Annotated in this window: 18 protein-coding genes; 3 read left to right on the forward strand and 15 right to left on the reverse strand. The window is 71.0% G+C overall.

The annotated features are described in order from the left end of the window. Positions 1-141: 141 nt before the first annotated feature. From bchJ to J2S22_RS13845, 10 genes are all read right to left on the reverse strand, one after another. Positions 142-780, reverse strand: a complete 639-nt coding sequence (gene bchJ / locus J2S22_RS13800; RefSeq protein WP_272775467.1) for a bacteriochlorophyll 4-vinyl reductase — start codon at positions 778-780, stop codon at positions 142-144. 97 nt (positions 781-877) lie between these two features. Then, on the reverse strand, positions 878-2,434 hold the full coding sequence (gene bchE / locus J2S22_RS13805) for a magnesium-protoporphyrin IX monomethyl ester anaerobic oxidative cyclase (protein WP_272775468.1): 1,557 nt from the start codon (positions 2,432-2,434) through the stop codon (positions 878-880). A gap of 160 nt (positions 2,435-2,594) precedes the next feature. Continuing rightward, positions 2,595-3,686, reverse strand: a complete 1,092-nt coding sequence (locus J2S22_RS13810; RefSeq protein ID WP_272775469.1) for a phytoene/squalene synthase family protein — start codon at positions 3,684-3,686, stop codon at positions 2,595-2,597. Next, positions 3,658-5,205, reverse strand: a complete 1,548-nt coding sequence (locus tag J2S22_RS13815; RefSeq protein ID WP_272775470.1) for a phytoene desaturase — start codon at positions 5,203-5,205, stop codon at positions 3,658-3,660. Before J2S22_RS13815 ends, J2S22_RS13810 begins: the two co-directional genes overlap by 29 nt. Positions 5,206-5,458: 253 nt before the next feature. Next, on the reverse strand, positions 5,459-6,346 hold the full coding sequence (bchO, locus tag J2S22_RS13820; protein ID WP_272775471.1) for an alpha/beta fold hydrolase BchO: 888 nt from the start codon (positions 6,344-6,346) through the stop codon (positions 5,459-5,461). Positions 6,347-6,462: 116 nt separating this feature from the next. Continuing rightward, entirely contained in the window at positions 6,463-7,533 is a 1,071-nt protein-coding gene (locus J2S22_RS13825; RefSeq protein WP_307155835.1) for a class 1 fructose-bisphosphatase, read from the reverse strand. Positions 7,534-7,762: 229 nt separating this feature from the next. Further along, the gene (locus J2S22_RS13830; protein ID WP_272775473.1) at positions 7,763-8,884 is read right to left on the reverse strand and encodes an alpha/beta fold hydrolase; all 1,122 of its coding nucleotides are present in this window, start codon (positions 8,882-8,884) and stop codon (positions 7,763-7,765) included. Positions 8,885-9,047: 163 nt separating this feature from the next. Then, positions 9,048-10,859, reverse strand: coding sequence for a magnesium chelatase subunit D (locus J2S22_RS13835; RefSeq protein WP_272775474.1), 1,812 nt, complete (start codon positions 10,857-10,859; stop codon positions 9,048-9,050). Further along, positions 10,856-11,878 carry a magnesium chelatase ATPase subunit I gene (bchI, locus tag J2S22_RS13840; protein WP_272775475.1) on the reverse strand — a complete coding sequence of 341 codons (1,023 nt, stop codon included), beginning with the start codon at positions 11,876-11,878 and terminating at the stop codon, positions 10,856-10,858. The genes J2S22_RS13835 and bchI overlap by 4 nt, the downstream gene beginning before the upstream one ends. 363 nt (positions 11,879-12,241) lie before the next feature. Next, positions 12,242-13,264, reverse strand: coding sequence for a Gfo/Idh/MocA family protein (locus J2S22_RS13845; RefSeq protein WP_272775476.1), 1,023 nt, complete (start codon positions 13,262-13,264; stop codon positions 12,242-12,244). A gap of 283 nt (positions 13,265-13,547) precedes the next feature. On the opposite strand from J2S22_RS13845, the gene J2S22_RS13850 reads away from it, so the two are divergent. Then, positions 13,548-14,594: a S1C family serine protease gene (locus tag J2S22_RS13850; RefSeq protein WP_272775487.1), complete on the forward strand. Its 1,047-nt coding sequence runs from the start codon at positions 13,548-13,550 to the stop codon at positions 14,592-14,594. A 108-nt stretch (positions 14,595-14,702) separates the two neighbouring features. Next, positions 14,703-15,035 (forward strand): hypothetical protein, encoded by a 333-nt coding sequence (locus tag J2S22_RS13855; RefSeq protein WP_272775477.1) that lies wholly within the window; start codon positions 14,703-14,705, stop codon positions 15,033-15,035. 79 nt (positions 15,036-15,114) lie between these two features. Here J2S22_RS13855 and J2S22_RS13860 read toward each other — a convergent pair whose 3' ends face one another. The 5 genes from J2S22_RS13860 to J2S22_RS13880 all read right to left on the reverse strand — a co-directional run bounded on the left by J2S22_RS13860 (position 15,115) and on the right by J2S22_RS13880 (position 22,937). Continuing rightward, positions 15,115-15,540, reverse strand: coding sequence for a hypothetical protein (locus tag J2S22_RS13860; RefSeq protein WP_272775478.1), 426 nt, complete (start codon positions 15,538-15,540; stop codon positions 15,115-15,117). Between the two features lie 180 nt (positions 15,541-15,720). Further along, positions 15,721-17,790 (reverse strand): caspase family protein, encoded by a 2,070-nt coding sequence (locus tag J2S22_RS13865; protein ID WP_272775479.1) that lies wholly within the window; start codon positions 17,788-17,790, stop codon positions 15,721-15,723. 237 nt (positions 17,791-18,027) lie between these two features. Beyond that, entirely contained in the window at positions 18,028-18,672 is a 645-nt protein-coding gene (locus tag J2S22_RS13870) for an OmpA family protein (protein ID WP_272775480.1), read from the reverse strand. A 432-nt stretch (positions 18,673-19,104) separates the two neighbouring features. Then, positions 19,105-21,018 carry an autotransporter domain-containing protein gene (locus J2S22_RS13875; RefSeq protein ID WP_272779104.1) on the reverse strand — a complete coding sequence of 638 codons (1,914 nt, stop codon included), beginning with the start codon at positions 21,016-21,018 and terminating at the stop codon, positions 19,105-19,107. 422 nt (positions 21,019-21,440) lie between these two features. After that, complete coding sequence (locus J2S22_RS13880) at positions 21,441-22,937, reverse strand: caspase family protein (RefSeq protein WP_272779103.1); 1,497 nt, start codon at positions 22,935-22,937, stop codon at positions 21,441-21,443. A 361-nt stretch (positions 22,938-23,298) separates the two neighbouring features. On the opposite strand from J2S22_RS13880, the gene J2S22_RS13885 reads away from it, so the two are divergent. Continuing rightward, entirely contained in the window at positions 23,299-24,894 is a 1,596-nt protein-coding gene (locus tag J2S22_RS13885) for a B12-binding domain-containing radical SAM protein (RefSeq protein ID WP_272779105.1), read from the forward strand. The last annotated feature ends 25 nt before the right edge of the window (positions 24,895-24,919 follow it).

Below are 24,919 nucleotides of genomic sequence, written 5' to 3' on the forward strand. Positions count from 1 at the left end.
GCGCCAGACACGGCCGATCGCCGCGCCGGAAAATCCGCATCCTGATGATCAGCACCGCTCCGGATGGCCGCGTGCCCCGGACAGGAGGCCCGGGACACGAGGCTTCCGCGGTAGCGGCCGCCGAGAGGAGTCGATCAGAGGTCAGCGCCAGCGGATCTCGAACGCGCAGGCAGGCGCGCCTGCCGCTTCGCAGGCGGTCTCGATGACGCGTGCGTTCCGGTGCACCAGGGTGCGGAACAGGCGCTCGAAGGTGGCGCCGTAGTAGTCGCAGACCGGCCCCTCGGCGCGGGCGCCGCGGCACACCGGGTTGCCGGCGATGCGGAAGCGCACCGGATGGCCGGGCACCGCGGTGAAGATGCCGGATCCCGCGAAGGTCCAGGAATGCTTGCCGATGGCGGCGAGCAGGATCCGCGCCGAGATCGCCGCCGGCAGGACTTTCAGGATCGGCTGGATCGGCTTCGGGATGCGGTTCGCCAGGAGATAGTCGGCGGTGAGCAGGCCGGCCTGGCGCCCCACCGCCCTGGCCCGCGCGATGCCGAGCTCGGCGCGCACCACGGTGTGGATGGCGACGACGTCGCGCTCGTCGACCATGTGGTCGGGGGCGTGCACGAGATGGTGCGACAGAGCGGCGAGCCCGAACAGCCGCGCCGTCTCGGCGTCGCCCACCTGCTCGCGCAGCGCCTCGATCATCCGGATGATGGCGTTCGGCCCGATGCGGGCGATGCCGTCGGTGGCGTGACCGTGAGCATGGAACTGCTCGTCGCCTGCAACACGACTCACGGGTTCGACGCTGCTCACGACGACCGTTCCTGCGAAACTGGGCAGCCCGACGGGCGGCCCCTCTCCCGCGAGGGGAGAGGGTTCGAACGCGGCCGCCTCAGCAGGCCCGCACGGCTTCCTTCTTCTCGCCCTTCTTCTTGCGGCCCTTGGGGGCGGCCTGCAGGTCGGCGGACTGCGCCTCGGTGATGGTGCGCGTCTCGTCGAACTTGAAGTCGACCTTCTTGGATTGCGGCCCCCAGTAGCCGACGCGGCCGAGATCGTAGAACTTCCGCTCGAACGAGCTCTTCAGATAGGCCTTCATGCAGCCCATCATGTAGCGGCGCTTCTCGCGGTCCCGGATGAACGGATACTCGAGGAACATCTTCCGCATGTAGAAGCGGCGGTAGTTGTGCATCACGCGGTCGAGCAGCTCGGGCCGCGTCATCGCGTCCGGCTTCATGATCGGCGTGACGAAGTTGTACTTCTCGAAGTCGAACACCTCGACCTTGTCGCCCATCTCCTGGAACAGGTCGGAGAACGGCCACGGCGTGTACATCGACCAGTTGGCCATGTCGCAGCCCCAGTCGCGGGCCATCTGGTAGGTCTCTTCGAGCGTCTCGCGGGTCTCGTTCTCGAGGCCGACGATGAACTGCGCCTCGGAGACGATGCCGTGCTTGCGCAGGAGCTCGATGGCGCGCTTGTTCTGCGCCACCGTGGTCTCCTTGTTGAACAGGTCGAGCTTGAGCTGCGCCGCCGCCTCGGTGCCGAGCGAGATGTGGATCAGGCCGGCCTTGCGGTAGAGCGGCAGCAGCGCCTCGTCGCGCAGCACGTCGGTGACGCGGGTGTTGATGCCCCACAGCACCGGCAGCTTGCGGCGCACCAGCTCCTCGCACAGCGCCACGAACTTCTTGCGGTGGATGGTCGGCTCCTCGTCGGCCAGGATGAAGAAGCCGACGTCGAACTCCTTCACCAGCACCTCGATCTCGTCGACCACCTTGATCGGGTCGCGGACCCGGTAGGTGCGCCAGAACTTCCACTGCGAGCAGAACGAGCAGGTGAACGGGCAGCCGCGGGCGAAGTTCGGCACCGCCAGCCGGGTGCCGAGCGGGATGTAGTGGTACTGGTTCCAGTTGAGGATGCCCCAGTCGGGGCTCAGCATGTCGAGGTTCTCGATCGGCGGCGCCGCCGCGGTGGCGACGATGTTGGCGCCGTCCGAGTAGGCGATGCCCTTGACGCCGTCGGGGTTCTTCTTGAACTCGCCGGAGTCGACCGCGCGCACCAGGTCGAGCAGGATCTGCTCGCCCTCGCCGCGGATGACGACGTCGATCCACGGCGCCTCGGCCAGCACCTGCTTGTACATGAAGGTCGCATGGATGCCGCCGATCACCGTGATGGCGTTCGGATGCTCCTCCTTGGCGATCTGCAGCGCCCGCTCGGCCTTGTAGATGGCCGGCGTGATGGCGGTGGCGCCGATGATGTCCGGCTTCTCGCGGCGGAACTCCTCGCGGAGCTGCTCCTCCGTGAGATCGTCCGTCATCGCGTCGATGAAGCGGACGTCGGTGTAGCCGTTGGCCTTGAGGGTGCCCGCGAGATAGGCGACCCAGGCGGGCGGCCAGTTGCCGGCGATCTCCGCTCCGCCCGAGTGGTAGTTGGGATGCAGGAGCAGAATGCGCATGGCGAAACCTCCCGGGTGTACGCGATCAGCGATGTCGATCGGCGAGTTCGATCTAAGCGGGTTCGATCAGTGAGAGTGATTGTCAATCACCATTAGACAACAGCGACTGACAATCGGAATTGACAATTGTCATGCGGGGGCCGCCGCGGCGGCCTCCGCGTCAGGTCTTCAGTCCGGCGAGACGCGCCGCACGGACGCGGTCGGCGGTGCCCAGCTCGCGCTGGCCGAGGCGCTCGAACAGGTCGAGCACCCAGACGACGCGGCGCGCCAGGTCCCACCAGGGCGCGCGCGCCGGATCCGGGCGGACGCGGCCGAGCGGGACGACGGCATCGATCAGGAAACGGGTCTCGGCGAGCGGCTCCGCCGGCGGCGCCTTCGGCACCAGCGGCGCCGTCGCGAAGGAGCGGGCGAGCAGCGCGAGCTTGCGGCGGCCGCGCACATAGGCGCGCTGCGACACCGAATCGAGGCCGTTCGCCTCAATCACCCGGCCGATCTCGGCGTACATGATCCGAGCCGCGAGAATGCCGGGCCGGCAGCCGAAGGGCAGCCTGGCGATGCCGGCCTCGGAGCGGGCGTAGAGCGCGTCCGCCGCGGCGAGCAGCCGCCCGACGACGCGCGCCAGCCGGTCGTCGAACACCGGCGCGGCGAGCCAGGCGTCGGGGTCGAGCCCCTCCTCCCGCATCCACGACAGCGGCAGGTAGATGCGGCCCATGCGGGCGTCCTCGCCGACGTCGCGGCAGATGTTGGTGAGCTGCATGGCGACGCCGAGATCGCAGGCGCGGGCCAGCGTGTCGGGATCGCGCACCCCCATCAGCAGCGTCATCATGGCGCCGACCGTTCCGGCGACCCGGGCCGAGTAGGCGAAGACGCCGGAGAGATCCTCGTAGCGGCGGCCGTCGGTGTCCCAGGCGAGGCCCTCGAGCAGCGCCTCCGGAATCTCGCGCGGGATGGCGTAGCGCGCCACCATGTCGGCGAAGGCGCGGTCGGTCGCGGTCGGCAGCGGCCGCCCATCGTAGGCGAGCGCGAGCCGCTGCCGCAGGCGCTCGACCGCGTCCTTCTCGCTGCCCTCGCCGTCGACCTCGTCGTCGGCGAAGCGGCAGAAGGCGTAGAGCGTGTAGGCCGGCGAGCGCACCGCGCAGGGCAGCAGCAGCGAGGCCGCGAAGAAGGTGCGCGAGCCCTGCCGGATCATCGCCCGGCAGGCCGCCACGTCGGCCTCGGACGCGTTAGGATTCTCGAGCCAGATCGGCACCATGGGGCACCAGGGAGTCGAGCACGCGGGCGGACGACAGGACGCCGGGCAGGCCGGCGCCCGGATGGGTGCCGGCGCCGACCAGGAACAGCCGGTCGACCTCCTCGCTGCGGTTGTGGGGACGGAACCACGCGCTCTGGGTGAACACGGGCTCGAAGCCGAAGGCGGCGCCGAGAACCGAGCGCAGACGCGTGTGGAAATCCTGCGGCGTGACGATGCGGGACGTGACGACGTTCTCCTCCAGCCCGGGCAGGACCGTGCGGGAGAGGGCGTCGGAGATCGCTCGTCGATACGGCTCGGCGGCGTGCGCCCAGTCGGTCCCGCCCGCCAGGTTCGGCACCGGCGAGAGGACGTAGAAGGTGTCGCAGCCGGGCGGCGCCAGCGACGGGTCGGTCGCGGTCGGGTGATGGAGATACAGGCTGAAGTCCGGCGCCAGCACCTTGCGGTCGAAGATGTCGTGCAGGAGCTCCTTGTAGCGGGGCCCGAGCAGGATCGTGTGGTGGGGCACGCCGCGATACTGGCGCCTCGTCCCGAAATACCAGACGAACAGGCTCATCGAGTAGCGGGCGCGGCCGAGCTTCCGGTCGGTCCAGCGGCGCCGCACCTCGGCGGGCAGCAGGTGCTTGTAGGTCCAGGCGGCGTCGGCGTTCGACACCACGATGTCGGCCGCGATCGTCTCGCCCGAGGCGAGCCTGACGCCGGTGGCCGCACCGCGGTCGACCGTGATGGCGGCGACCTCGGCGTTGCAGCGGATGGTGTTGCCCTGCCCCTCGATCAGCCCGACCAGACCCTTGACCAGCGCACCGGTGCCGCCCTTCGGGAACCAGACGCCGAACTTGTTCTGCAGATAGGTGATCAGGCAGTAGATCGAGGTGACGGCGAACGGGTTGCCGCCGATGAACAGCGGGTGGAAGGACAGCGCGATGCGGATGCGGGGGTCCTTCACGTAGCGCGCGGCGAGGCCGTGGACGGTGCGCCAGCTCTGCAACCGGACGAAGTCCGGCAGCACCTTCGCCATCGAGGCGAGCGAGTGGAACGGCACGTTCGACAGCTTCTCGAAGCCGACCTCGTAGATCGCCTTGCTCTTCTCGAGGAAGCGCTCCCAGCCCTCGACGTCGCCGGGGGCGAGGCGGGCGACCTCGCGGCGCATGGCGTCGAGATCGCTGCATTCCGTGTAGGTTTCGCCGTCGTCGAACCGGATCTGGTAGTACGGATCGATCGGCTCGAGCGTGATGTCGTCGGAGAACTTGCGGCCGGCGAGCGACCACAGCTCCTCGAACACCTTCGGGAGCGTCACGATGGTCGGGCCGGCATCGAACGTGAAGCCGTCCTGGCGGAACACGTAGGCACGCCCGCCGGGCTGGTCGAGCTTCTCCAGCACGGTGACACGCCAGCCCCGCGCGCCGAGCCGGACGGCGGCCGCGAGGCCCCCGAACCCGCTCCCGATCACGATGGCATGCGGCGCGCGGCGTCCGGGTTCGACCCCGGCGGAAGGCGGCCTGTCGAGTGTCAAGCTGGACATCACGCCCGACTGTAACAGCGAATTGACAGTCGAGCTAGGCCGCACAACGCCGAATGGCGATATTCGTGGTTCTACTCATGCGACACAGTGAATGGGGAGGAACGGCCGATCGCGGCGAGTGTCACCAGTGTGGGCAACCCGCTCGTAGCCCGCATGGGAGCCCGAAGGGCGCAACGCGGGGAGCAGCGCCTGGAGCCTCCGATCCCGCATTCCGTTTCACTCCATGCGGGCTGCCGAAGTCAGGATCGGCGCCTTACCGGTCGTCCGGCCCCACCTCGCCCCAGAACTCGTCGATGAGGCCGGCGATCTCGGCCGGCTTCTCCTCGTGGGCGAGGTGGCCGAGGGTGCGCAGGCACACCACCCGGGCGCCGGGGACGAGGTCGCGGGCCTGGAAGGACTCGTCGGGCGGCACCGTGCCGTCGCGGCCGCCGGCGATCAGCAGGAGCGGCACGTCGAGGCGCGGCAGCTCGGCGGTCAGCGGCGCCAGATCCCAGCTCGCCATCATCGTGAGGGCGGCGTGGACGTGGCCGGGATTGCGGGCGAGCCGGGCGTAGAGCGCCTCGCCGTCGGCCGTGATGGTCGAGCCGGTGGAGTTCAGGATCCCGCGGATCGGGCCGTGGCCCTCGGCCCACCAGGCGAACAGGCGGGCCGTCAGGGTGTTGGCGGCGAGCACGCGGGCGATCGGCGCGAAGGTGTGGCCGGCGACGCCGCGGAAGGGAATCAGCGCGCCGTTGATCGAGACGATGCCGCGCGGCGCGATCATGCCGTCGAGCGCCATGCGGATCAGCACGGCGGCGCCGGCCGAGTGCCCGGCGACGAGATCTGGGCGGATCGCCAGCACATCGAGAAGGGCGCGCACCGCCGCCGCCATGCCGGGGAGCGACAGGCTCGAATCGTCGGGGCTGCGGGTGAAGCCGTGGCCGGGCAGGTCCGGCGCCACCACGGTGAAGTGCTGCGCGAGGCGCGGTGCGAGATCGCGCCACGAATGCGTCGCCGCTCCGGTGCCATGGAGGAGCAGCAGCACCGGGCCCTGCCCGAGCTGCTGAACGTGCCAGTGAATCCCTCCCGCCTCGACGAAGCGGCTCGCGGCGCGGTTCGGCCAGTCACGGCCGTCGCGGTCCCAGGCCAGAGGATCACCCATGCTGAAACGTCACGATCGAAAATTCTGTCGGGCCACGGCTCGAAAACGATACGCCGGGCGGATGCAGGCGGATCAGCGCCGGAGCCCCTCCGGCGCCGTCCGGTCGCGTCGCAATGTCACTTCGCGGTGTGGAACAGCTCGTCGGCCTTGAACTTCGGCGTCTCGTAGCTGCGCCCGCTGTGGTCGCGGTGATAGGCCTCGATGCGCTCCACCTCCTCGCGCGAGCCGAAGATCAGCGCGATGCGCTGGTGCAGCTTGGACGGCTTGATGTCGAGGATGCGGTCCTGGCCCGTGATGGCCATGCCGCCGGCCTGCTCGGCGATCATGGCGATCGGATTGGCCTCGTACATCAGCCGCAGCTTGCCGGGCTTGCCGGGATCGCGGGTGTCGCGCGGATACATGAACACGCCGCCGCGGATCAGGATGCGGTGGCAATCGGCCACCAGCGAGGCGATCCACCGCATGTTGAAGTCCTTGCCGCGCGGCCCGGTCTTGCCCTCCAGGCACTCGTCCACGTAGCGCTTCACGGCCGGTTCCCAGAACCGCGCGTTGGACGCGTTGATGGCGAACTCCTGGGTGGTCGGCGGCATCTTGATGCGCGGATGGGTGAGGATGAACTCGCCCAGATGCGGATCGAGCGTGAAGCCGTGCACTCCGGTGCCGACCGTGATGACCAGCATGGTCGACGGTCCGTAGATGGCGTAGCCGGCGCACACCTGCTTGGTGCCGGGCTGCAGGAAGTCCTCGGGCCGCGGCTCCACCCCGGGATTGGGAGCGCGCAGAATCGAGAAGATGCTGCCGACCGGGGCGTTGACGTCGATGTTGGAGGAGCCGTCGAGGGGGTCGAAGAGGAGAAGATACTTGCCGCGTGGATAGCGGGGCGGGATCGCCCATGGCATATCCATCTCCTCGGAGGCCATGCCGGCCAGCTGTCCGCCCCACTCGTTGGCGCGGATGAACATGTCGTTGGCGATGACGTCGAGCTTCTGCTGGGTCTCGCCCTGGATGTTGGTGGTGCCCGCCTGACCGAGGGCACCCCCGAGCGCACCGTTGGCCACCCGTCGGGCGATCGCCTTGCAGGCGAGGCCGACATCGATGATCAGGGCACTGAAATCGCCGGTGGCTTCGGGGAATCTGCGTCTTTCTTCAATCAGGAACTGCGACAGCGTCGTGTGATCGGTGAGCATCATCGGTCTCCCAATCGTCAACTCATAACGTCCACGACGAGCAGGCTGCAAGCGGGAAAGGGCCTCGGAACCGAAGCTGCCGGCCTTTCTCGGGGGAACCGCCGGCGTCGCTTGCTCGCGTCCCGATCACTATAATCTCGCGGCTGCGGGAAGACCACGTTTATGTACCATCACGAAGCAAAAACCGCCTGCGACGCGGAAGGCGCGCCGCAGCCGGTCGACGGAGAGATCATCCGGCCGGCGCCGTCACGCGCGCGGGCGTGAGCGACCCGAGGAACGCATCGTAGATGCGTGCGACGTCGCCGGGGCGCTCGAAATGCGGGAAGGCGCCGGTGTCGAACACCGTCACGGTCCAGTTGGGACGCCCGGCGAGACCGTCGAGCTGTGCATAGTCGACAAAGTCCCCGCGCGTGCCGTGCACCACCAGCACCGGCAGGCGGAGCTGCTCGTAGACGCGGGTGATGTCACGGCTGAACAGCAGGCCGCCGACGAAATAGAACGGGGCGTGCTCGGCGCCCGGCTGGTGCGAGGTCAGGTAGTCGTAGTCCCGCAGGCCTTCGTCGATATTCTTGGACCCCCACGCCTTTTCGAGGAACCAGCGGGCGCTCGGCCGGGTGTTCAGGAGATCGAAGACGGCGCGCCCCCACACCGGGAACGAGAACGCGCCGCGCAGGACCGTGCTGCCGCGCGTGCTGCCGGGTGGCCCGTAATAGGGTCCGCGCGAGTCGAGCCCGGTCGGGCTGACGAGAACGACGCTGCGGAACGAGGCCGGCGCCTCGGCGGCGGCGCGGGCCAGGAACTCGCTGCCGAGCGACAGCGCGATCGCGTCGACCGGGGCGTCGCCGTGGATGCGCTTGATCTCCTCCACCATGGCCAGGATCGCGTCGGTCATCAGGCGCGGCGTGTAGGTGCGGTCGCTGCGCTCGGAGAAGCCGAAGCCGGGGAGGTCGAGGGCGTAGACCGGGCGCCGGGTGCGCTCGCGCTCGTAGAGCGGCTTGACCTCGTAGGCGGAGGCGGCGGCGTTGACGCTGTGGATCAGGAGGAGCGGCGGCAGGCTCGTGTCCTCGGCCGTCGCCGCTTCGGCGGCCGGCGCGGTCGTCGGGGCCGGGCCGTCGGCGTAGTAGCTGATGCGGCCGGCGATCGAATCCATGTCGCGCTGGTCGCCCGGCAGGGCCGGCGGCAGCCGCATGCGGTTGGGGATCAGGAAGGTGCTGCAGGCGATCCAGCCGAGCGCCGCCACGGCCGGGACGGCGGCGAGCCCGCGCACCCAGCCGGCGCCGGTGCCGCGGCGGCCGGCATTGATGCCGCGGGCCGGCACCGCACGGCGGGCGAGAGTCGTCTTCGTCGACATCGAAAAAACCTCGGCTGGCGGGGCGGGCGCGCGCCCGAACACCTCCATAACGACCGGCACGGCCGGTTGGTTCTCTCGCTCGGGAGGATTCACCAACGCCGGACCGAAGCGTCGGCGCGATCCCTCTCCCCGCAGCGGGGAGAGGAGAAGGAGCGTCGAATGCCTACCCGGCGAGCGACTCGCGCGGCGGCGACACCGCCTTGACGGCGCCCGAGATGGCGGCGGCGTCCGCATAGGGCAGCGGCAGGTACATGGCGTCCATCTCGGCGGCGATCTTTCGCGCCAGCGGCCGGGGATGCGGCGCCGTGTCGACCAGGAGCGCGGTCAGGCCGGCGGCGCGCAGAAGGCGGGCGGAGGCCAGCGCGTCCTCCTCGGCCTTCGGCCGGCCCGGGGAGCCGTCGCGGGCGATGTTGGCGGAGCCGTCGGTCAGCAGGATCACGAACGGCGTCTGGCCCTTGCGGCGGATCTGGTCGGCCAGCGCCACGGCGAGATCGAGCCCGCAGGCGAGCGGCGTGCCGCCGCCGCCCGGCAGGCCGGCGAGGCTGCGCTTGGCCCGCACGAGCGAGCGGGTCGGCGGCAGCAGCAGCTCGGCCGCCTTGCCGCGGAACGCCACCATGGCGACCTGGTCACGGCGGACGTAGCACTCGGCGAGCAGCAGCTCGACGGCGCCCTTGGCCTCGGCCAGCCGGTGCAGCGCGGCGGAGCCCGACGCGTCGACCACGAAGATCGTCGCCGTCTCGGTCTTCTGCTTGAAGCGGGTGATGCGGAAGTCGTCCTTGCGCACCTCGATGCGGGCGGTGCGCTCGGCGTCCCCGGCGAGCGCACGCTCGCGCCGGCGCAGCGGCTGCCACGGCGCCGCGGCCCGCAACGTCTCGATGATGTTGAGGCGGGCGCCGCCGGCGCGCGGCTCGCCGCGGCGGACGCCGGCGGGTCTTCCGCGCAACTTCGTCTTTTGCAGATGCCCGGCGCGGCCCGACGACGGGATTTTCGGCTTGATCCGCCCCTGCAGCCGCAGCTGCTCCAGGAGACCGGCCGGGATCGCCGCCTTGGCGGCCTCCAGGATCATGTCCTCGAGCGGCCGGTCCTCGACGTTCTCCTGCTCCTCGTTGCGACCCTCGGGCGGCGGCTGGTCGTCGGGCTGCTGCTCGTCCTCCGGCGGCGTCTCCTCGGGCGGCGGCAGCGGCAGGCGGGTGGCGCGCGGCGCCAGCACCAGGCGGGCGGCGACCGCCGCATCCTCCTTGGCGATCTCGTCGCGGCCGGCGAGCGCCGCATGGGCGCGGGCGACGGCGAGCGCCTGCAGGGGCGCGCGCAGCGACCACACGCCGAGCGACAGCGCCGTGCCGCACAGCGCCTCGACCACGTCGGGCGGTGCGACGATGCCGTTCAGGCGGGCCCGCGCCGCGGCGATGTCGGCGGCGTCGGGCGCGTCGTCGGCCGGCGGCTCGGCCGACACGCCCTCGAAGTCGAGCCGGAAGGCGAGCCGGTCGGCGAGCGCGGCCGGCGGCCGCTCGTCCTCGGTCATGCCCTCGTCGAGGGCGACGATGCCGAACCGGGTCGGCGTATCGATGGCGATGCCGTCGCGCTCGACCGTGACGCCGCCATTGTCCAGCACGGCGCCGAGCCGCGCCGCGGTGCCGGCCGACATCCGTTCCGCCATGGCGGCGACGAGAACGCCGCCGTCGGTCTCGGCCAGAATCCCGCGCTCGGCGATCGGCCGGCCGGCCCGCAGGGTGGCGGCGAGGTCGAGCCCGCCGAGCAGGCGGCTGTCGCCGACGCCGTGCGGCAGGCGGCGCACCGGGGCATCCGGCGGCAGCAGCTGTCTCAGGGTGGCCAGCCAGCGCTCGCGGGCGAGGCCGGGCAGCGACCGCAGCGCCACCCCGACCGTGCCGCCCGGATCGACCGCGAACAGCGCCGCCGCCAGGACCGCGTCGGCCCAGGGGGAGCGTTCGGGCGCGGTCGCAGCGGGGTCGCTCATGCCGCGAAATGCTCCGCCAGCGCCCGTTCGACCCGGACGGTCGATCCCGCCTCGTCGAGCGGGTTGCGGCGCAGGCGGTGGCGCAGCGCCGAGGGCGCGACCCGCTTGAGGTGCTTGTCGCCGACCGAGGCGTCGCCGTCGAAGGCGGCGAGCGCGCGCGCCGCCCGGATCAGGGTCAGCTCGCCGCGCAGGCCGTCGGTGCCGAGCCCCATGCACAGCTTCGCAGCGCTCTCCAGCGTCGCGTCCGGCACCTTGACGGACGACACCCGCTCGCGCGCCGACAGGATCTTGCGGCGGAGCTTGTCGTCCTCCTTCTTCCACTTGGCGATGAAGGCCTCGGGGTCGCGCTCGAAGGCGTCGCGCCGGCGCACCACCTCGATGCGGGTCGCCAGATCCTCGGGGGTGCGCACCTCGACCGACAGGCCGAAGCGGTCGAGAAGCTGCGGCCGCAGCTCGCCCTCCTCCGGATTGCCGGTGCCGACCAGCACGAACTTGGCCGGATGGCGGATCGACAGGCCCTCGCGCTCGACCACGTTCTCGCCCGACGCGGCGACGTCGAGCAGCAGGTCGACCAGATGGTCCTCCAGGAGGTTCGCCTCGTCGATATAGAGGAAGCCGCGATGGGCGCGGGCCAGCAGGCCCGGCTCGAACGCCTTGACGCCCTGCGTCAGCGCCCGCTCGAGATCGAGGGCGCCGACCACCCGGTCCTCGGTGGCGCCGAGCGGCAGGTCGACCACCGGCACCGGGACCTGGCGGCTCTTCAGCTCGGCCTCGGTCTTGCCCCGGCAGTGCGGGCAGCCCGGCGCCGGCCTGGCCGGATCGCACGAATAGGGACAGCCGACCACCACCTTCATCTTCGGCAGCAGCTGCGCCAGCGCGCGCACCGCGGTCGACTTGCCGGTGCCGCGGTCGCCGAAGGCGAGCACCCCGCCGACGGACGCATCGACCGCGGCGATCAGCAGGGCGAGCTTGATCTCGTCCTGCCCGACGATGGCGGAGAACGGAAACACCAATGCCATGAGGGGCCCAATCTCGATGAGGCAATACGGAAACGGGGGCGCCGGGCCGCCGGCCGTCGGACGGACCGCGCCTTGTGTCAGGCCCGACGAGTATAGAAGGTGTCAACCCGGCGCAACATGCGTAACCCCCCGGAGGCCCTGGGATTAGTCGCGCCGGAGAGGTGTCGTGATTTGGACGGCGCAGTCGGACCAGCCGCGTGTCCCGGGCGCGGCGCGCCGTGACCCGGGACCCAGGGCGACAGAACGAAACGGTTGCCGGGACACCCCTCGGTCCGGCTCGCACTGCACCGCGGCGCGCTGCGGCGCGCCCGGGACACGAAGGCGATGCATCGGCGCTGAACCAGCGGCGAACTCGACAGGCCCCTACTCCACCCGCACCGCCTGTCCGGTCGCGGCGGAGCGGATCAGGGCCTCGGTCGCGGCGGCGCCGTGGACGATCTCGGCCGGGGTGATCGGGAAGGCCGGGCCGCCGGCGGCGGCGCGGGCGAAGGCCTCCAGGCCCGCGCGGGCCGTGTCGACGCGGGCCGCCGTCCAGGTCTCGGCCTCGCCCTTCACGGGCTGGAACCGGCACTCGGCGAACAGGCCGGTGCGGCGCTCCTCCGAGGAGGCGCCGGCCACGTGGGTCATGCCGTCGAGCCGCACCCAGCCGTTCGACCCGTAGGCCTGGATCACGAAGGCCGGCGCCGTCGCCATCATCATGCCGAGATAGGCCGAGGCGCCGCTCCGCATGCGGAACAGCGCCGAGGTGGTGTCGTCGGTCGGCAGATCCACGGCGCGCCGGGTGCTCTGGCAGTAGATCGTGTCGATCTCGCCGGCGAGCTGGATGAAGGCGTCGATGGCGTGCACGCCGAGCGGCGCCAGCGCCCCGCACGGCGCCTCCTCCGGCTTCGCCCGCCACGCCGTCTTCGGCATGAACAGCGCGTTCGGCACGGTCATGATGCACTCGATGTGCTCCAGCACGCCGAGCCCGCCGGAGCGGATCCGCTGGCGCAGCATCTCCATCTCCGGATGGAAGCGGCGGTTGAAGCCGATGCCGAGCGCGACGCCGGCCGCCTCGACGGCGGCGACCGCCGCCGCGGCCGAGGCCTTGTCGTAGGTGAACGGCTTCTCGCAGAACACGTGCTTGCCGGCGCGGGCCAGCGTCGTCACCTCGGCCGCGTGGCCGGACGGCGGCGTCGCCAGGATCACGGCGTCGATGCCGTCGTCCTTCGCCAGGTCCTCGACCGAGGGCACGTGGCGGAGCCCGCGCGCCGCGATGAACGCCGCGATCTCCGGCGAGACGCGCGGCTGCGCCGCCGCCACCACGGTCATCAGCGCCGAATCGTCCACCGACTCGACCAGCGTGCGCCCCCACCAGCCGAGCCCCGCGATGGCGGTCCTGATCATGCTTTCCCCCCGATTGTGGTGGTGTGTTCTGGACGTGCGGCCCGGGCGGGCCGGCCCCACTCCGGCACGGCCGGCGAGGCGGCGTCAACACGCCCGCGCGACAGGGCTGTCCTGTCGGCCCCACGCCGCTGCGGCGGGCCGCCGCACGGGAACCGGCACCGGCGGCGCGGCCTTATCCGAGAAGGGGAGCGGTCCTATAGTGCCGCCGTCATCGTCAGTGGAGTCGTCCGTGGACAGGTCCGTTCGCTACATCCTGCTCGCCGTCGTGCTGGTGCTCGGTTTCATGCTGGCCCAGCCCTGGCTTCAGCAGCAATTCTATTCGGCGACCACGCCGCGCGCGATCGAGCCGCGCGGCAGCCTCGCGGAGTGGGAGCGCACCACCATCGAGATCTTCAACCGGGTGTCCCCTTCGGTCGTGCAGGTCGCCGGGCGGGCCGGCGGCGACACGTTCGCGGGGGCCGATCCGGACGAGCAGAACGGCGGCGCCCAGACCGGCACCGGCTTCGTGTGGGACGCGGCCGGCCACATCGTCACCAACGCCCACGTGGTGCAGGGGGCGACCGAGATCGCGGTGCGGCTCGCCAATGGCGACGTCGCCCGCGCCACCGTCCGGGGCATCGCGCCGAACTACGACCTCGCTGTGCTCAACATCTCCAGCCGCGCGCTGCCGCCGCCGATCCCGATCGGCAGCTCGGCCGATCTCCAGGTCGGCCAGGCCGCCTATGCGATCGGCAATCCGTTCGGTCTCGACCAGTCGCTCACCACCGGCGTGATCTCGGCCCTCAAGCGCCGCCTGCCGACCCAGACGGGACGCGAGATCACCAACGTGATCCAGACCGACGCGGCGATCAATCCGGGCAACTCGGGCGGGCCCCTGCTCGATTCGGCCGGCCGGCTGATCGGCGTCAACACGGCGATCTTCTCGCCGTCCGGCTCCAATGCCGGCATCGGCTTCGCCGTGCCGGTCGACACGGTCAATCGCGTGGTGCCGGCGCTGATCAGGAACGGCCGGGTGCCGACGCCGGGCATCGGCATCGTCGCGGCGCCCGAATCGATCGCCACCCGGCTCGGGGTCGAGGGGCTGGTCGTCGTGCGCACCGTTCCGGGGTCGCCGGCCGACCGCGCCGGGCTGCGCGGCGTCGACCGCATGGGCGGCGTGGTCGGCGATGTGATCGTCGCCTGCAACGGCGAGCCGGTGCGCCGCCTGGTCGATCTCAGCGAACAGCTCGAGCAGGTCGGGGTCGGCAATCGCATCGAGCTGACCGTGCTGCGCGGCGACCGCACCGTGAAGCTGTCGGTCGACGTGGTCGACATCGGCGGACGGCCGTGACGCCGTGTATGCAAAGCGTGTGACGCCGCGCACAGTCGCGCCGCGGCGGGCGGGCGATCCTGCGCAGGACAGCCGGCGACGACCGTCCGGCGAACCGAGGACCCCGCCATGTCGCAGCAGAACCAGACGTCGGCGCTGATCTCCACCGTGATCGGCGACCTGTGGACCAGCCTCTTCGTCGAGACCGGCACGGCGCTCGGCCGCCTCGTGCGCCGCCCGGCGCGCGCGCTGCCGGCCGCCGCCGTGCTGCTCGCCCTTTCGGGCACGACCGGCTCCGCCATGGGCACGGCCGAGGAGCGCGCCGCCTGCATCCCGGACGCGTTCCGCCTGTGCAGCGCCGCGATCCCGGACGCGACCCGCGTGATCGCCTGCCTGAAGACCGAGCGCGGCAAGCTCTCGACCGCCTGCCGCACGGTGATGAGGCGCAACGGCGCGATCTGATCACGGCCGCGAGCTGATCATGTGAAGAAGGCCGCGCGGTGCGCGGCCTTTCGTCGTTCGGAACCGACCCGCGGACCGATCAGAAGCCGACGCCGAGGAACAGCGGGGCCCAGACGCGCTCGAGCCGCGACGCCACGACATAGGCGCTGCGCGACGGCACCGGCCGCACCGCGGCGGCCCGCATGGCCCGGTGCGGGCGCTGCGCCGTGCGGGCACGGACCGCCGACCGCGGCCTCGCGGCCGCCTCCGGCGATGCGGGCGGCCGGACCGCCGGCGGCTCGCTCGCGACCGGGGCCGGCATCTGCGCGGGAGCGGCACCGGCCGACTCCTGGACGGGAGCCTGGACCGGAGCCTGGGCCTGGACGACGGCGGGGCTCGTCGCCCGCGGATCGGTGGCGGCGCCCGAGAGGGCCCGGGCCGGGGTCGCGGCCGGGCCGATGGCGAGCACCCCGACGGCCAGCAGGCCGCCGACGAGCAGAATGGAGACGCGGGACGTGACGGTCATGGCTCGCTCCGTTCGGCTGCCGAGGGGTCGGACGGCGCGTCCGACCGCACCTGTCGTCCGGCGTCGCCGGACCGCATGCTGTCCCCCGGGGAGACGGTCCCGTCGACGGGACGACCGATGGTGCCGGTCCAAATGAGGTCGTTTTGCGGCCCGGCCGTTCGCACGGCCGGGGTCGTCGAATCAGAAGCCGATGCCGTGCATCACGGCACCGCCGCCGCTGCGGGCCGGTGCCGGACGCGCGGTCGCCTGCGCCCGCGCCGGAGGCGGCTCGCGCCGCGCCGGGGCGGGCTTCGCCTCGCGCTTCGGCTCGGGCTTCTCGCGCCGGGTCGCCGTCTCTTTTTTCTTCTCGGGCCTGGCGCGGTCCGCGGCCGGCGTCTTCGGCGGCTCCAGCGCGGCGAGGCAGTTCCGGATCGGCCGCTGCTGCTGCAGGTCGGTCAGTTCGCCGGTGGTCGGCGAGGACTCGCTGCGGCCGTGGCCCGTGCTGAGCCGGTAGGCGAGCAGCGCCCGCCGGGTGGCGTCGTTGAACACGCCGTTGTCGTCGCCCTGGTAGCAGCCGAGCCGGCGCAGCTCGATCTGGGCCGAGCGGACGATCTCCTCCTGGCTCGGCTCGCGGGCCGGCTGGGCGGCCTTGGCCTTCTCCTGCTCCAGCCGCAGCGCGGCCTCGCGCTGCGCCTTCGCCTCCGCTTCGGCGGCGGCCCGGGCGCGCTTCTCGTCCTCCTCGCGGATGCGGGCGGCCTCGCGCTGGGCCTTCGCCTCGGCCTCGGCGGCCGCCCTGGCCCGCTTCTCCTCGGCCTCGGCCGCAGCCTTCGCCTGACGCTCCTCCTCGGCGCGCCGGCGCGCCGCCTCGCGCTCGGCCTTGACGCGTTCCTGCTCGGACAGCCGGGCGAGCCGCGCCTCCTCCTCGCGCTGGCGGGCGGCCTCGCGCTGGGCCCGCGCCTCGGCCTCGGCGGCCGCCTTGGCGCGACGCGCCTCCTCGGCGGCCGCGGCCTTGGCCCGGCGCTCCTCTTCGGCGGCGGCGGCCTTGGCGCGCTTGTCCTCCTCCTCGCGGAGGCGGGCGGCCTCACGGGCGGCCTCGCGCTCCAGGCGCTGCCGCTCCGCCTCCTCGCGCTTGCGGTCGGCGATCGCACGCTCGATGATCTCCAGCCGGGTCTGGGCCACGACGGCCAGCGGCGAGGTCGAATAGCGCTTGATGAAGGCCCGGATGGCGGCCGGGTCGATCGAATCCTGCAGCTTCTCCCAGGCGAGCCGGTCCGGCGTCGCCCGCTCGGCCTCCTCGGGCGGGCGCTGCGGCGGCGTCGAGCGGTCGAGCGCCGCCACGGTCATGGCGTCCGGCTTGACCGCGGCGGCGAGCTTGGAGCGCTGCTGCTTGGCGAGCTCGGCGTAGAAACCGGTGCCGTGCACGGCCAGGAAGGCGTCCCAGGCGCTGACCGTGCCGACCCGCTCGGCCAGTTCGTAGTCGCCGCGCGGATCCGCGTGGGCCACCGGGGCCTTCTCCGGCTCCGGCACCAGCGAGACGGTGGCGCCGCCGAGCGAGCCGTAGACGAACGGCTCCTGACGATTGTTGGTCCGCTTGAGCACCTCGTCGCGCACGCGGCCGAGCGCGATGCGGATGTCGAGGCCGGGGATCGTGAGATTGTTGACCAGCGCCTGGGTGAACGGGCTGTTGCGGCCGGCGCCGTCCTCCGCGGTCGAGCCCGCCTTGGCCGCGTAGGCGACCAGCGTGTCGGTGCCCATCGGCTCGATCTTCGCGAGGCCCTGGGTGACGGCGCGCGAGGCGATCTGCCGCTGCATGGTGCGGACGAAGGGATTGTCGCGGCAGGCGTCGAGAATGACCAGCCGCAGCCGGCGCGTCGACTCGATGGAGCGGAAGATGCGCTCCAGCGCCACCGCCTCGTCCTCGGCGTCGTAGTCGCTGCGCAGCTTGGCGTCGGTCGGCACCATGTAGTTGACGCCGCCGACCTCGATGCCGTGGCCGGCGTAGTAGACGACCGCCACGTCGGCGTCGCGCGTGGTGTTGTAGAAGTCGCGCAGCGCCCGCTTGAACTCGATGACGCCGAGATCGAGCTTCAGCTCGACCGAGTCGAAGCTCGCCTTGCGGAACATCTCGGCGATCGCCGAGGCGTCGTTGAACGGATTGTCGAGCTTGACGACGTTCTGATAGGACGAATTGCCGATCACCAGGGCGACGCGCTTTTCGGCCGAGGCCTCGTCGACGGCCAGCAGGCCGGCGACGGCAGCGCTCGCGGCCACGACACACGCCCGCGCGATCACACGAAGGAATCGCCTGGTCATCTGTCGCCTCCCGCGCCCGTTTTCGACGGCTCCTGCCCCCGGGGAGCCTTCGGGCTGATGTTCGGAACGCAGGGCCGGCCGTTCACGAGGTGAAAAAGTATACGCTTTGTTAACACCCGTGGCAATTTTCACCCGGATCGCGGCCGGCCATGGATCTCGACTTCGCAGGTCGAGGTTAAGAGCGGACGGCTCCCGTCACTTGGACGCCGACTGCTTGACCTCGAGATTGACGATCTGCACTCGGCGGTTCTCTCCGGCGAAGGGCTGATCCGGCTTCTTGAGCTGCTCCTTGCCGTAGCCGGCGGTGACCAGGCTCTCCTCCGGGATCTGGAACTTCTCCAGCAGGAACCGCTTCACCGAGGCGGCGCGACGCTCGGAGAGCTTCTGATTGTATTCCTCGCCGCCCTTGGCGTCGGTGTGGCCGCCGAGCAGGAAGGTGCCGCCCCGCAGGTCCGGGCTCGACAGCGCCTTGCCGAGCTCCATCAGATCCGGCACGGCGCGCTGCACGATCTCGGCCGAGTTGTAGTCGAAATACACCTCGAGATCGATCTTCTGCTTGTCCTTGGCGATGTCGGCGACCTTGGTGCGCTCGTCGAGCGTCAGGGCGCGCGTCCTGCCTCGGATGGTCTGCAGGAACTTCTGGTCTTCCATCTGCTTCGGCGTGGTGGTGAGACCGCGCGTCTTCGGCGCCGGCTTGAGCGCCTCGAGAATGTCCGTCGAGGTCGGCCGCTGCTGCGCGAACGAGGCGTGGTTCGCGGTCGTCACCAGAGCACCCGCGAGCACCAGCGTCGCGAGGGTCGCTCCGAACCTGCTCCAGCGTGTCGTGGATTGGCGTGTCATCTGTCTGTCCTCCGGCTCGAGTCTAGGCGTCTCTGCCTGATCGCCGTCAGAATAGCGCGACCCCGCTCCGGTACCGTGACCGATCTCACACACGTTCCGCGCCCGTCCGACAAGCGAAATAGGGGTCACTTTTTCGTGACGCCGTTCTCTCGTTAGTGTCTGTTTCTCGGCCGATCGTTCTGGCCCCGCCATGCGGTCCGTCAAAAGTGGCTGCGGCACCGCGCCGCCGTCCGCGCGGTCGCGCTCCGCCGCCGGTCCGGACACCGAAACGAGGCCCGGGGACGCGGCACCCGGCGGCAGGCGCCGGGACGCAGGCGGCGAGAAGCAGGTGCCCTGAAAGCAGAGGCCCGGCCTTCACGGGAAGGCCGGGCCTCTTCGATGCGCGGTCGGGTTTGGCGGCGACCGCGCAGGTCTCGAAGCTCAGTACGATCCTCAGTACTTGGCGACGACCGGCGCCGGCAGCGGCGAGAACCGGTAGTTGACGCCGACCCGGGCGAGACCGCCCTTGAGATGGGCGTCGACCCCGACGTTCTCGTAGGAGTCCTCGCCGAGGTCGTAGTAGAGCCACTCGGCCTTGGCCGACCAGTTGGAGGTGAGGGCGTACTCGGCGCCGACGCCGGCGGTCCAGCCCTGGGCGATCCGGGACGACGCGGCGAGAACCGTACCGTCGAAGTTCGAGCGGATCTGCTGGGTCACGTCGGCCGCCGCGTAGCCGGCCTTCGCGTAGAACAGCGTGCGCTCCCAGGCATAGCCGAGGCGGCCCGTGATCGTCGCGAACCAGTCGAGATGCGTCTCGTCGGTGAGGAACGAGGACGCCGGGACCCCGAACAGCGTGCCGGGCAGCGGGTTGCCGATGGCGCCCTTGGCATTGCTCCAGGCGATGTCGCCTTCGAGACCGAGGACCCATGCCCCCCACTGGAAGTTATAGCCGGCCTGACCGCCGACCAGGGCGCCGCCGTACTTGATGTCGGCGCTGGCGAAGCCCGGATAATCCTCGTTGGACTTGCCGTAGATGGTCCCGACATGGCCGCCGACATAGAGGCCGCGCCACACCACCGGGGCGGCGACCGCCGCCGGCGGGGCCTTGTACACGAGTCCCTTGCCGGACAGCGCCGCCTGCAGCGGCTCGGGCGTGAACTGATAGCGGAGGCCGGTGTTGAGGGTCCAGCCTTCGATGTTCTCGCCGAAGCGATAGTCGCCGCGCACGTAGCTCAGCCAGCCGGTGTCGAGCACCTGGGCGGCGAAGCCGCCGGAGATCTGGCCATAGGTTCCGACCCGGTTGGTGGTCATCGTGCCGTTGGAGACGATGCTGAACCCACCGAAGTCGATGCCGGAATTGATCCGGGTGGTGACGTCGCCGGCGAACTCGTGGAACACGCTGGCGGTGACGAACGGCTGCACATAGGCATACGGCGTCGAGAAGCTCGTCCCGACCCGGACGCTGAGGCGGCCCAGCTCGCTCTTAATGTCGTCGATCTGCACGGTCCCGGGCAGGGACACGCCGGTTCCGAGCAGCAGCGTGCCGGTCACGTTCAGCGGGTCGACCTCGACCTTCGAGTAGGTGAAGCCGGCCGACGGCTCGATGAACCAGTTGTTGGGCAGCGCGAAATTGTAGCCGAGGCCGCCGGCGACCGACCAGCCGCGGGCGTTGAGGTTCTGGTTGAAGAGCCCGTTGCCGTTGTCGTTCAGGCTCATGTTGTAGAAGTCCCAGCGGACCTGGGCGTCGGCGAAGAAGCCGCCGCGGGTCACCGCGACGTAGCTGCCGACGAACGGCACCTCGGTGACCGAGTTGAAGGTCGCCGGGGTCAGGAGGTCATCGGTCTTGTCGCGGGCCTGCGAGGTCATGTAGCCGGCGGTCGCGCCCATGTGGACGTTCCAGCCGTTCCAGTTGAGCTTGGCGATGTCACGGCCGACCTGATAGCCGACGAAGTCCTGCCGGGTCTTGGTGTTGCAGTTCACCGTCGCGTTGGCCGTGTCGGTGCCGACGGTCGGAATGACCAGCGTCGCGCTGACATTGGCCGTGTTGGAGTTCTTGGTCTCGACCTGGCCGCCGAGGACGCGGCCCCACACGCCGCCGCCGTTCTCGCCCGGCGCGGCATTCGCCGGCGCGCTGACGAAGGCGGAGCCGGTCTGGGCCTGGAACACGCTGGTCGAGGTGTTGAGGACCGAGATCAGCGAGTTGACCGAGCCGCCGCGGGCGAAGGGCGCGAAGTACTCGGCGCCGGTGCCGCTCGAGACGCACTGGGCCTGTGCGGTGCCCGACAGGGCCATCGCGACCAGGAGGGCCGAGCTGCCGAGAAGGGTGGATGTCCGGTCGATCCTCGACCGCGAGTGTGTGCTGCGCATTGTCGTCCCCCGTCCCCCGACGAAATCGCGACGATCGTGTCCGAAAGTTTCCGCAGCAATTAAACAGACATCCCCGCTCGGCGAAAACACGAAGGGGGCGTTCCCCGGCGCAACCGGACGTTTTGCGAACCGCGCGTGCTCTTTCAGCAACACACGATTACGTTGCTCCGCGCGCCGGCGGCCATCGGCCTATGGCCTTGGCAACAAACGGCTAGTTCGATTGGGTGAGAGTCGGGCCGGATTCGGGGCGGACGTTCGGCCGCTCCCGCCGCGGCGCGGCCGGATCGAGACCGTTTTGTTTCGGAGTGTGAACCGCTGCCCCGACGGCCCGCCGAGTCGGGCCGCCGCCGCCTCGGCGGAGCCCGACGAAGGCGACAGCCCGGTCGTCGATCGAGACCCGTGCCCGGTCCCGGAGATGCGCCTCAGCGCACCCCGTAGCTCTCGAACTCGCGGTCGATGGTCGGGTCGAGCGCCTTGGCGCTGCGGATGTCGGCGTTGCCGGCCGTCGTGTCGCCCTTGCGGATCTTCGCCTTGCCGCGACCGAACAGGGCCGAGGCCATGCGCGGATTCATCCGCACCGCCTGGTCGTAGTCGGCGATCGCCTTGTCGGCGTTGCCGAGCCGCAGATGGACGAGGCCGCGGCTGTCGAGGGCGTCCGGATAGTTCGGCTTGATCCGCAGCGCCTCGTCGCAGTCCGACAGCGCGGCGTCGAGCTGGCCCAGCACGGCGCGGGTGAAGCAGCGATTGTTGAACGCCTCGGCGTCGCCCGGATTGATCCGGATCGCCTGGCCGAAATCCTCGGCCGCCATGGCGTATTCGCGCCGCTCCGCCCAGGCCTGGCCGCGCTTGTAGAAGGCCTCGGCATCGCGCGGGTTCTTCTCGATCTGGGCGTCGAGATCGCGGATCACCGCGTCGCGCCGGGCCGGCGGAGGCGCCGGCGGGGGCGGCGGCGTCACCTCGACGACCGGGGGCGGCGCCGGCCTGGGCGGCTCCGGCGTCACCACCGGGGCGGGCGGCGGAGGCGGAGGCGGCGGCGGGGTGACCACCGAGACCTTCGGCTCCGGTGCCGGCGGCGGAGGAGGAGGCGCGGGTGGCGTCACCGCCGGCGACGTCGTCGGGGCGCGCGAGAAATGGAAGTCCTCGATCAGCGAGGACGAGACCCACGGCACCTGCTCGTTCTTGGAGGCGCGCGACACGCCCATGCGGGTGTTGTTGAAGATCGCCTCGGCGCTCAGCCCGGGCGAGCGCATCTCTTTCAGGAGCTCGCCGACGAACAGGCTGTTCTCGCCGTCCGACTCGTTCGCCACCTTGTCGGTCGCGGCCGAGTACATGGCGAGCGTGCCGGCCGGCGCGGCCAGCGAGGCGAGGCCGGCCGAGAAGCCGCGGAAGCGGCGCTCGAACGGATTGCGCCGCGCCGCGTCGACGATCACCACCTTCACCGAGGCGCCGGCGCTGTTCATGTCGGCCAGGATCGACTCGATGCTGATGCCGTCGCGCCGCACCTCGCCCTCGGTCCAGATCTGGGCGTCGACCGGGATGATGAAGGACTGCTTGCCGGTCTGGATGCCGTAGCCGGAGAAGAACAGCAGCGCCGACGAGCCCGGCTTGATCTTCGCCCGGAAGGCGTCGAGCGCGGCGCGCAGCCGCTGCTTGGTCATGTCCTCGCCGGTCGTCACGTCGAAGCCGGCGCGGCGCAGTTCCTCGGCGACCGCGCGCGCGTCCTTGATCGGCTGCGGCAGCGGCCGGTTGTCGTCCGGATAGGTGGCGTTGCCGATCACCAGGGCGACCCGGCCGCCGCTCGCCTGGGCGAGCCGCAGCGGACCGGGCTCGGAGTCGGCGCCGAAGCTTGCCGTCGGCAGGGCCGCGGCCAGCAGAGCGACGACGGCGGACACGACGACGGCGAACACGGAGTGCTTCATGGCCGGACCTCGGCGCCCCGACCACGCGATCGCGTCCCCGGTCGCTGACAGACCGGTCGCGAACACACGTCGTGGCGGCTGTGGGAGCGACGTCTGCGCCCATAGACTGCGCGCGCACACAATAGTTACCTCGCCTTGCAATCTCAATACGTCCCGGCGGCCGCATCGAACCGCGCGCGGCGCCGGACGCTCCAACCCGGCGCCGCCGGCGGGACGACCAAAAAATCCGCCCCGCTTGACAGCCCGTTCCGGCTTCCCGAACGTTGTGCCCGGGCGGGCCCGGAACGTTCACCCCCGTTTGCGTCGGGCCACGCCGCAGGACCTGGGAATGCCGATCGCTCATTCGATGCATCGTGGTCCGATGGACCGCAGAGAGACGGCAGGAGCGGGCGGCGGTCGTCGCATCCTGTGCGTCTGCCCCCGCTACACGTCGTCCTTCGGCATGTTCGAGCATGCCTATCCGCTCACCGACGGCGTCCGCGCCCTGATGCCGCCGCAGGGGCTCCTGGTGATCGCCGCCGCGCTGCCGCCCGGCTGGGAGGTCCGCTTCGTCGACGAGAACATCCGGCCCGCCACCCACGAGGAGATCCAGTGGGCGGACGCCGTGTTCGTCAGCGGCATGCACGCGCAGCGCCGCCAGATCGAGGCGATCTGCCGGCGCGCCCACATGTTCGACCGGGTGACGGTGCTGGGCGGGTCCTCGGTGTCGGCCTGCCCCGAGACCTATCCCGAATACGACTACCTGCATGTCGGCGAGCTCGGCGACGCCACCGACGAGCTGTTCGCCCGCCTCGCCGCCGACCCGAACCGGCCCGAGCGGCAGGTCGTGCTCACCACCAGGGAGCGGCGCGACCTCACCGACTTTCCGCTGCCGGCCTACGAGCTCGCCGACCTCCGCCGCTATCTCACCGGCAGCATCCAGTACTCGTCGGGCTGCCCGTATCACTGCGAGTTCTGCGACATCCCGGCGCTGTACGGCCGCAATCCGCGGCTCAAGACGCCCGAGCAGGTGACGGCCGAGCTCGACAAGCTCGTCGCCTGCGGCCTGACCGGCCCGGTCTACTTCGTCGACGACAACTTCATCGGCAACCGCCGCGCCGTGCGCGAGCTGCTGCCGGCCCTGGTCGACTGGCAGAAGGCGCGCGGCTATCCGTTCATCTTCTCCTGCGAGGCCACCCTCAACATCGCCAAGCGCCCGGAGATCCTCGGCCTGATGCGCGAGGCGATGTTCGAGACCGTGTTCTGCGGCATCGAGACGCCGGAGCCCGCGGCGCTCGAGGCGATGGCCAAGGACCACAACATGATGGTCCCGCTGCTCGAGGCCGTCGACACGCTCAACCGCTACGGCCTCGAGGTGGTGTCGGGCATCATCCTCGGCCTCGACACCGACACGCCGGACAGCGGCCGGCGGGTGGTCGACTTCATCGAACGCTCGCACATCCCGATGCTGACCATCAATCTCCTGCAGGCGCTGCCGCGGACCCCGCTGTGGGACCGGCTGGCGGCGGCCGGCCGGCTGCTCGACGACGAGGAGCGCGACTCGAACGTCGACTTCGTGATGCCCTACGACGAGGTCATCGCCATGTGGCGGGACTGCATGGCGCGCGCCTTCGCGCCCGCCGCGGTGCTGTCACGCTATCGTCATCAGCTCGACCACACCTATCCGAACCGGCTGAAGGTGCCGCTGCGCGACCGTCACGTGCCGTGGCGCGACGTGGTGCGCGGCCTCAGGATGCTGCGCGCCGTGCTCTGGGAGGTCGGGGTCAAGGCCGACTACCGGGCCGAGTTCTGGAAGGTGGCGCGCGCCTGCCTGAAGCGCGGCCAGATCGAGCACCTGATCCGCATCGGCGTCATGGCGCATCACCTCGTGATGTCGGGCCGCGACGCCGTCGAGGGACGCCAGAAGGCGTCGCACTACTCGGCCCGCCCCCAGGAGGTGCCGGTGCCGGCGGAGTAGCACCGCGGCCACCCCTTCGCCGGTC

The sequence above is a fragment of the Rhodoplanes tepidamans genome, assembly GCF_030813915.1.
GTDB classification, from domain to species: Bacteria; Pseudomonadota; Alphaproteobacteria; order Rhizobiales; family Xanthobacteraceae; genus Rhodoplanes; species Rhodoplanes tepidamans.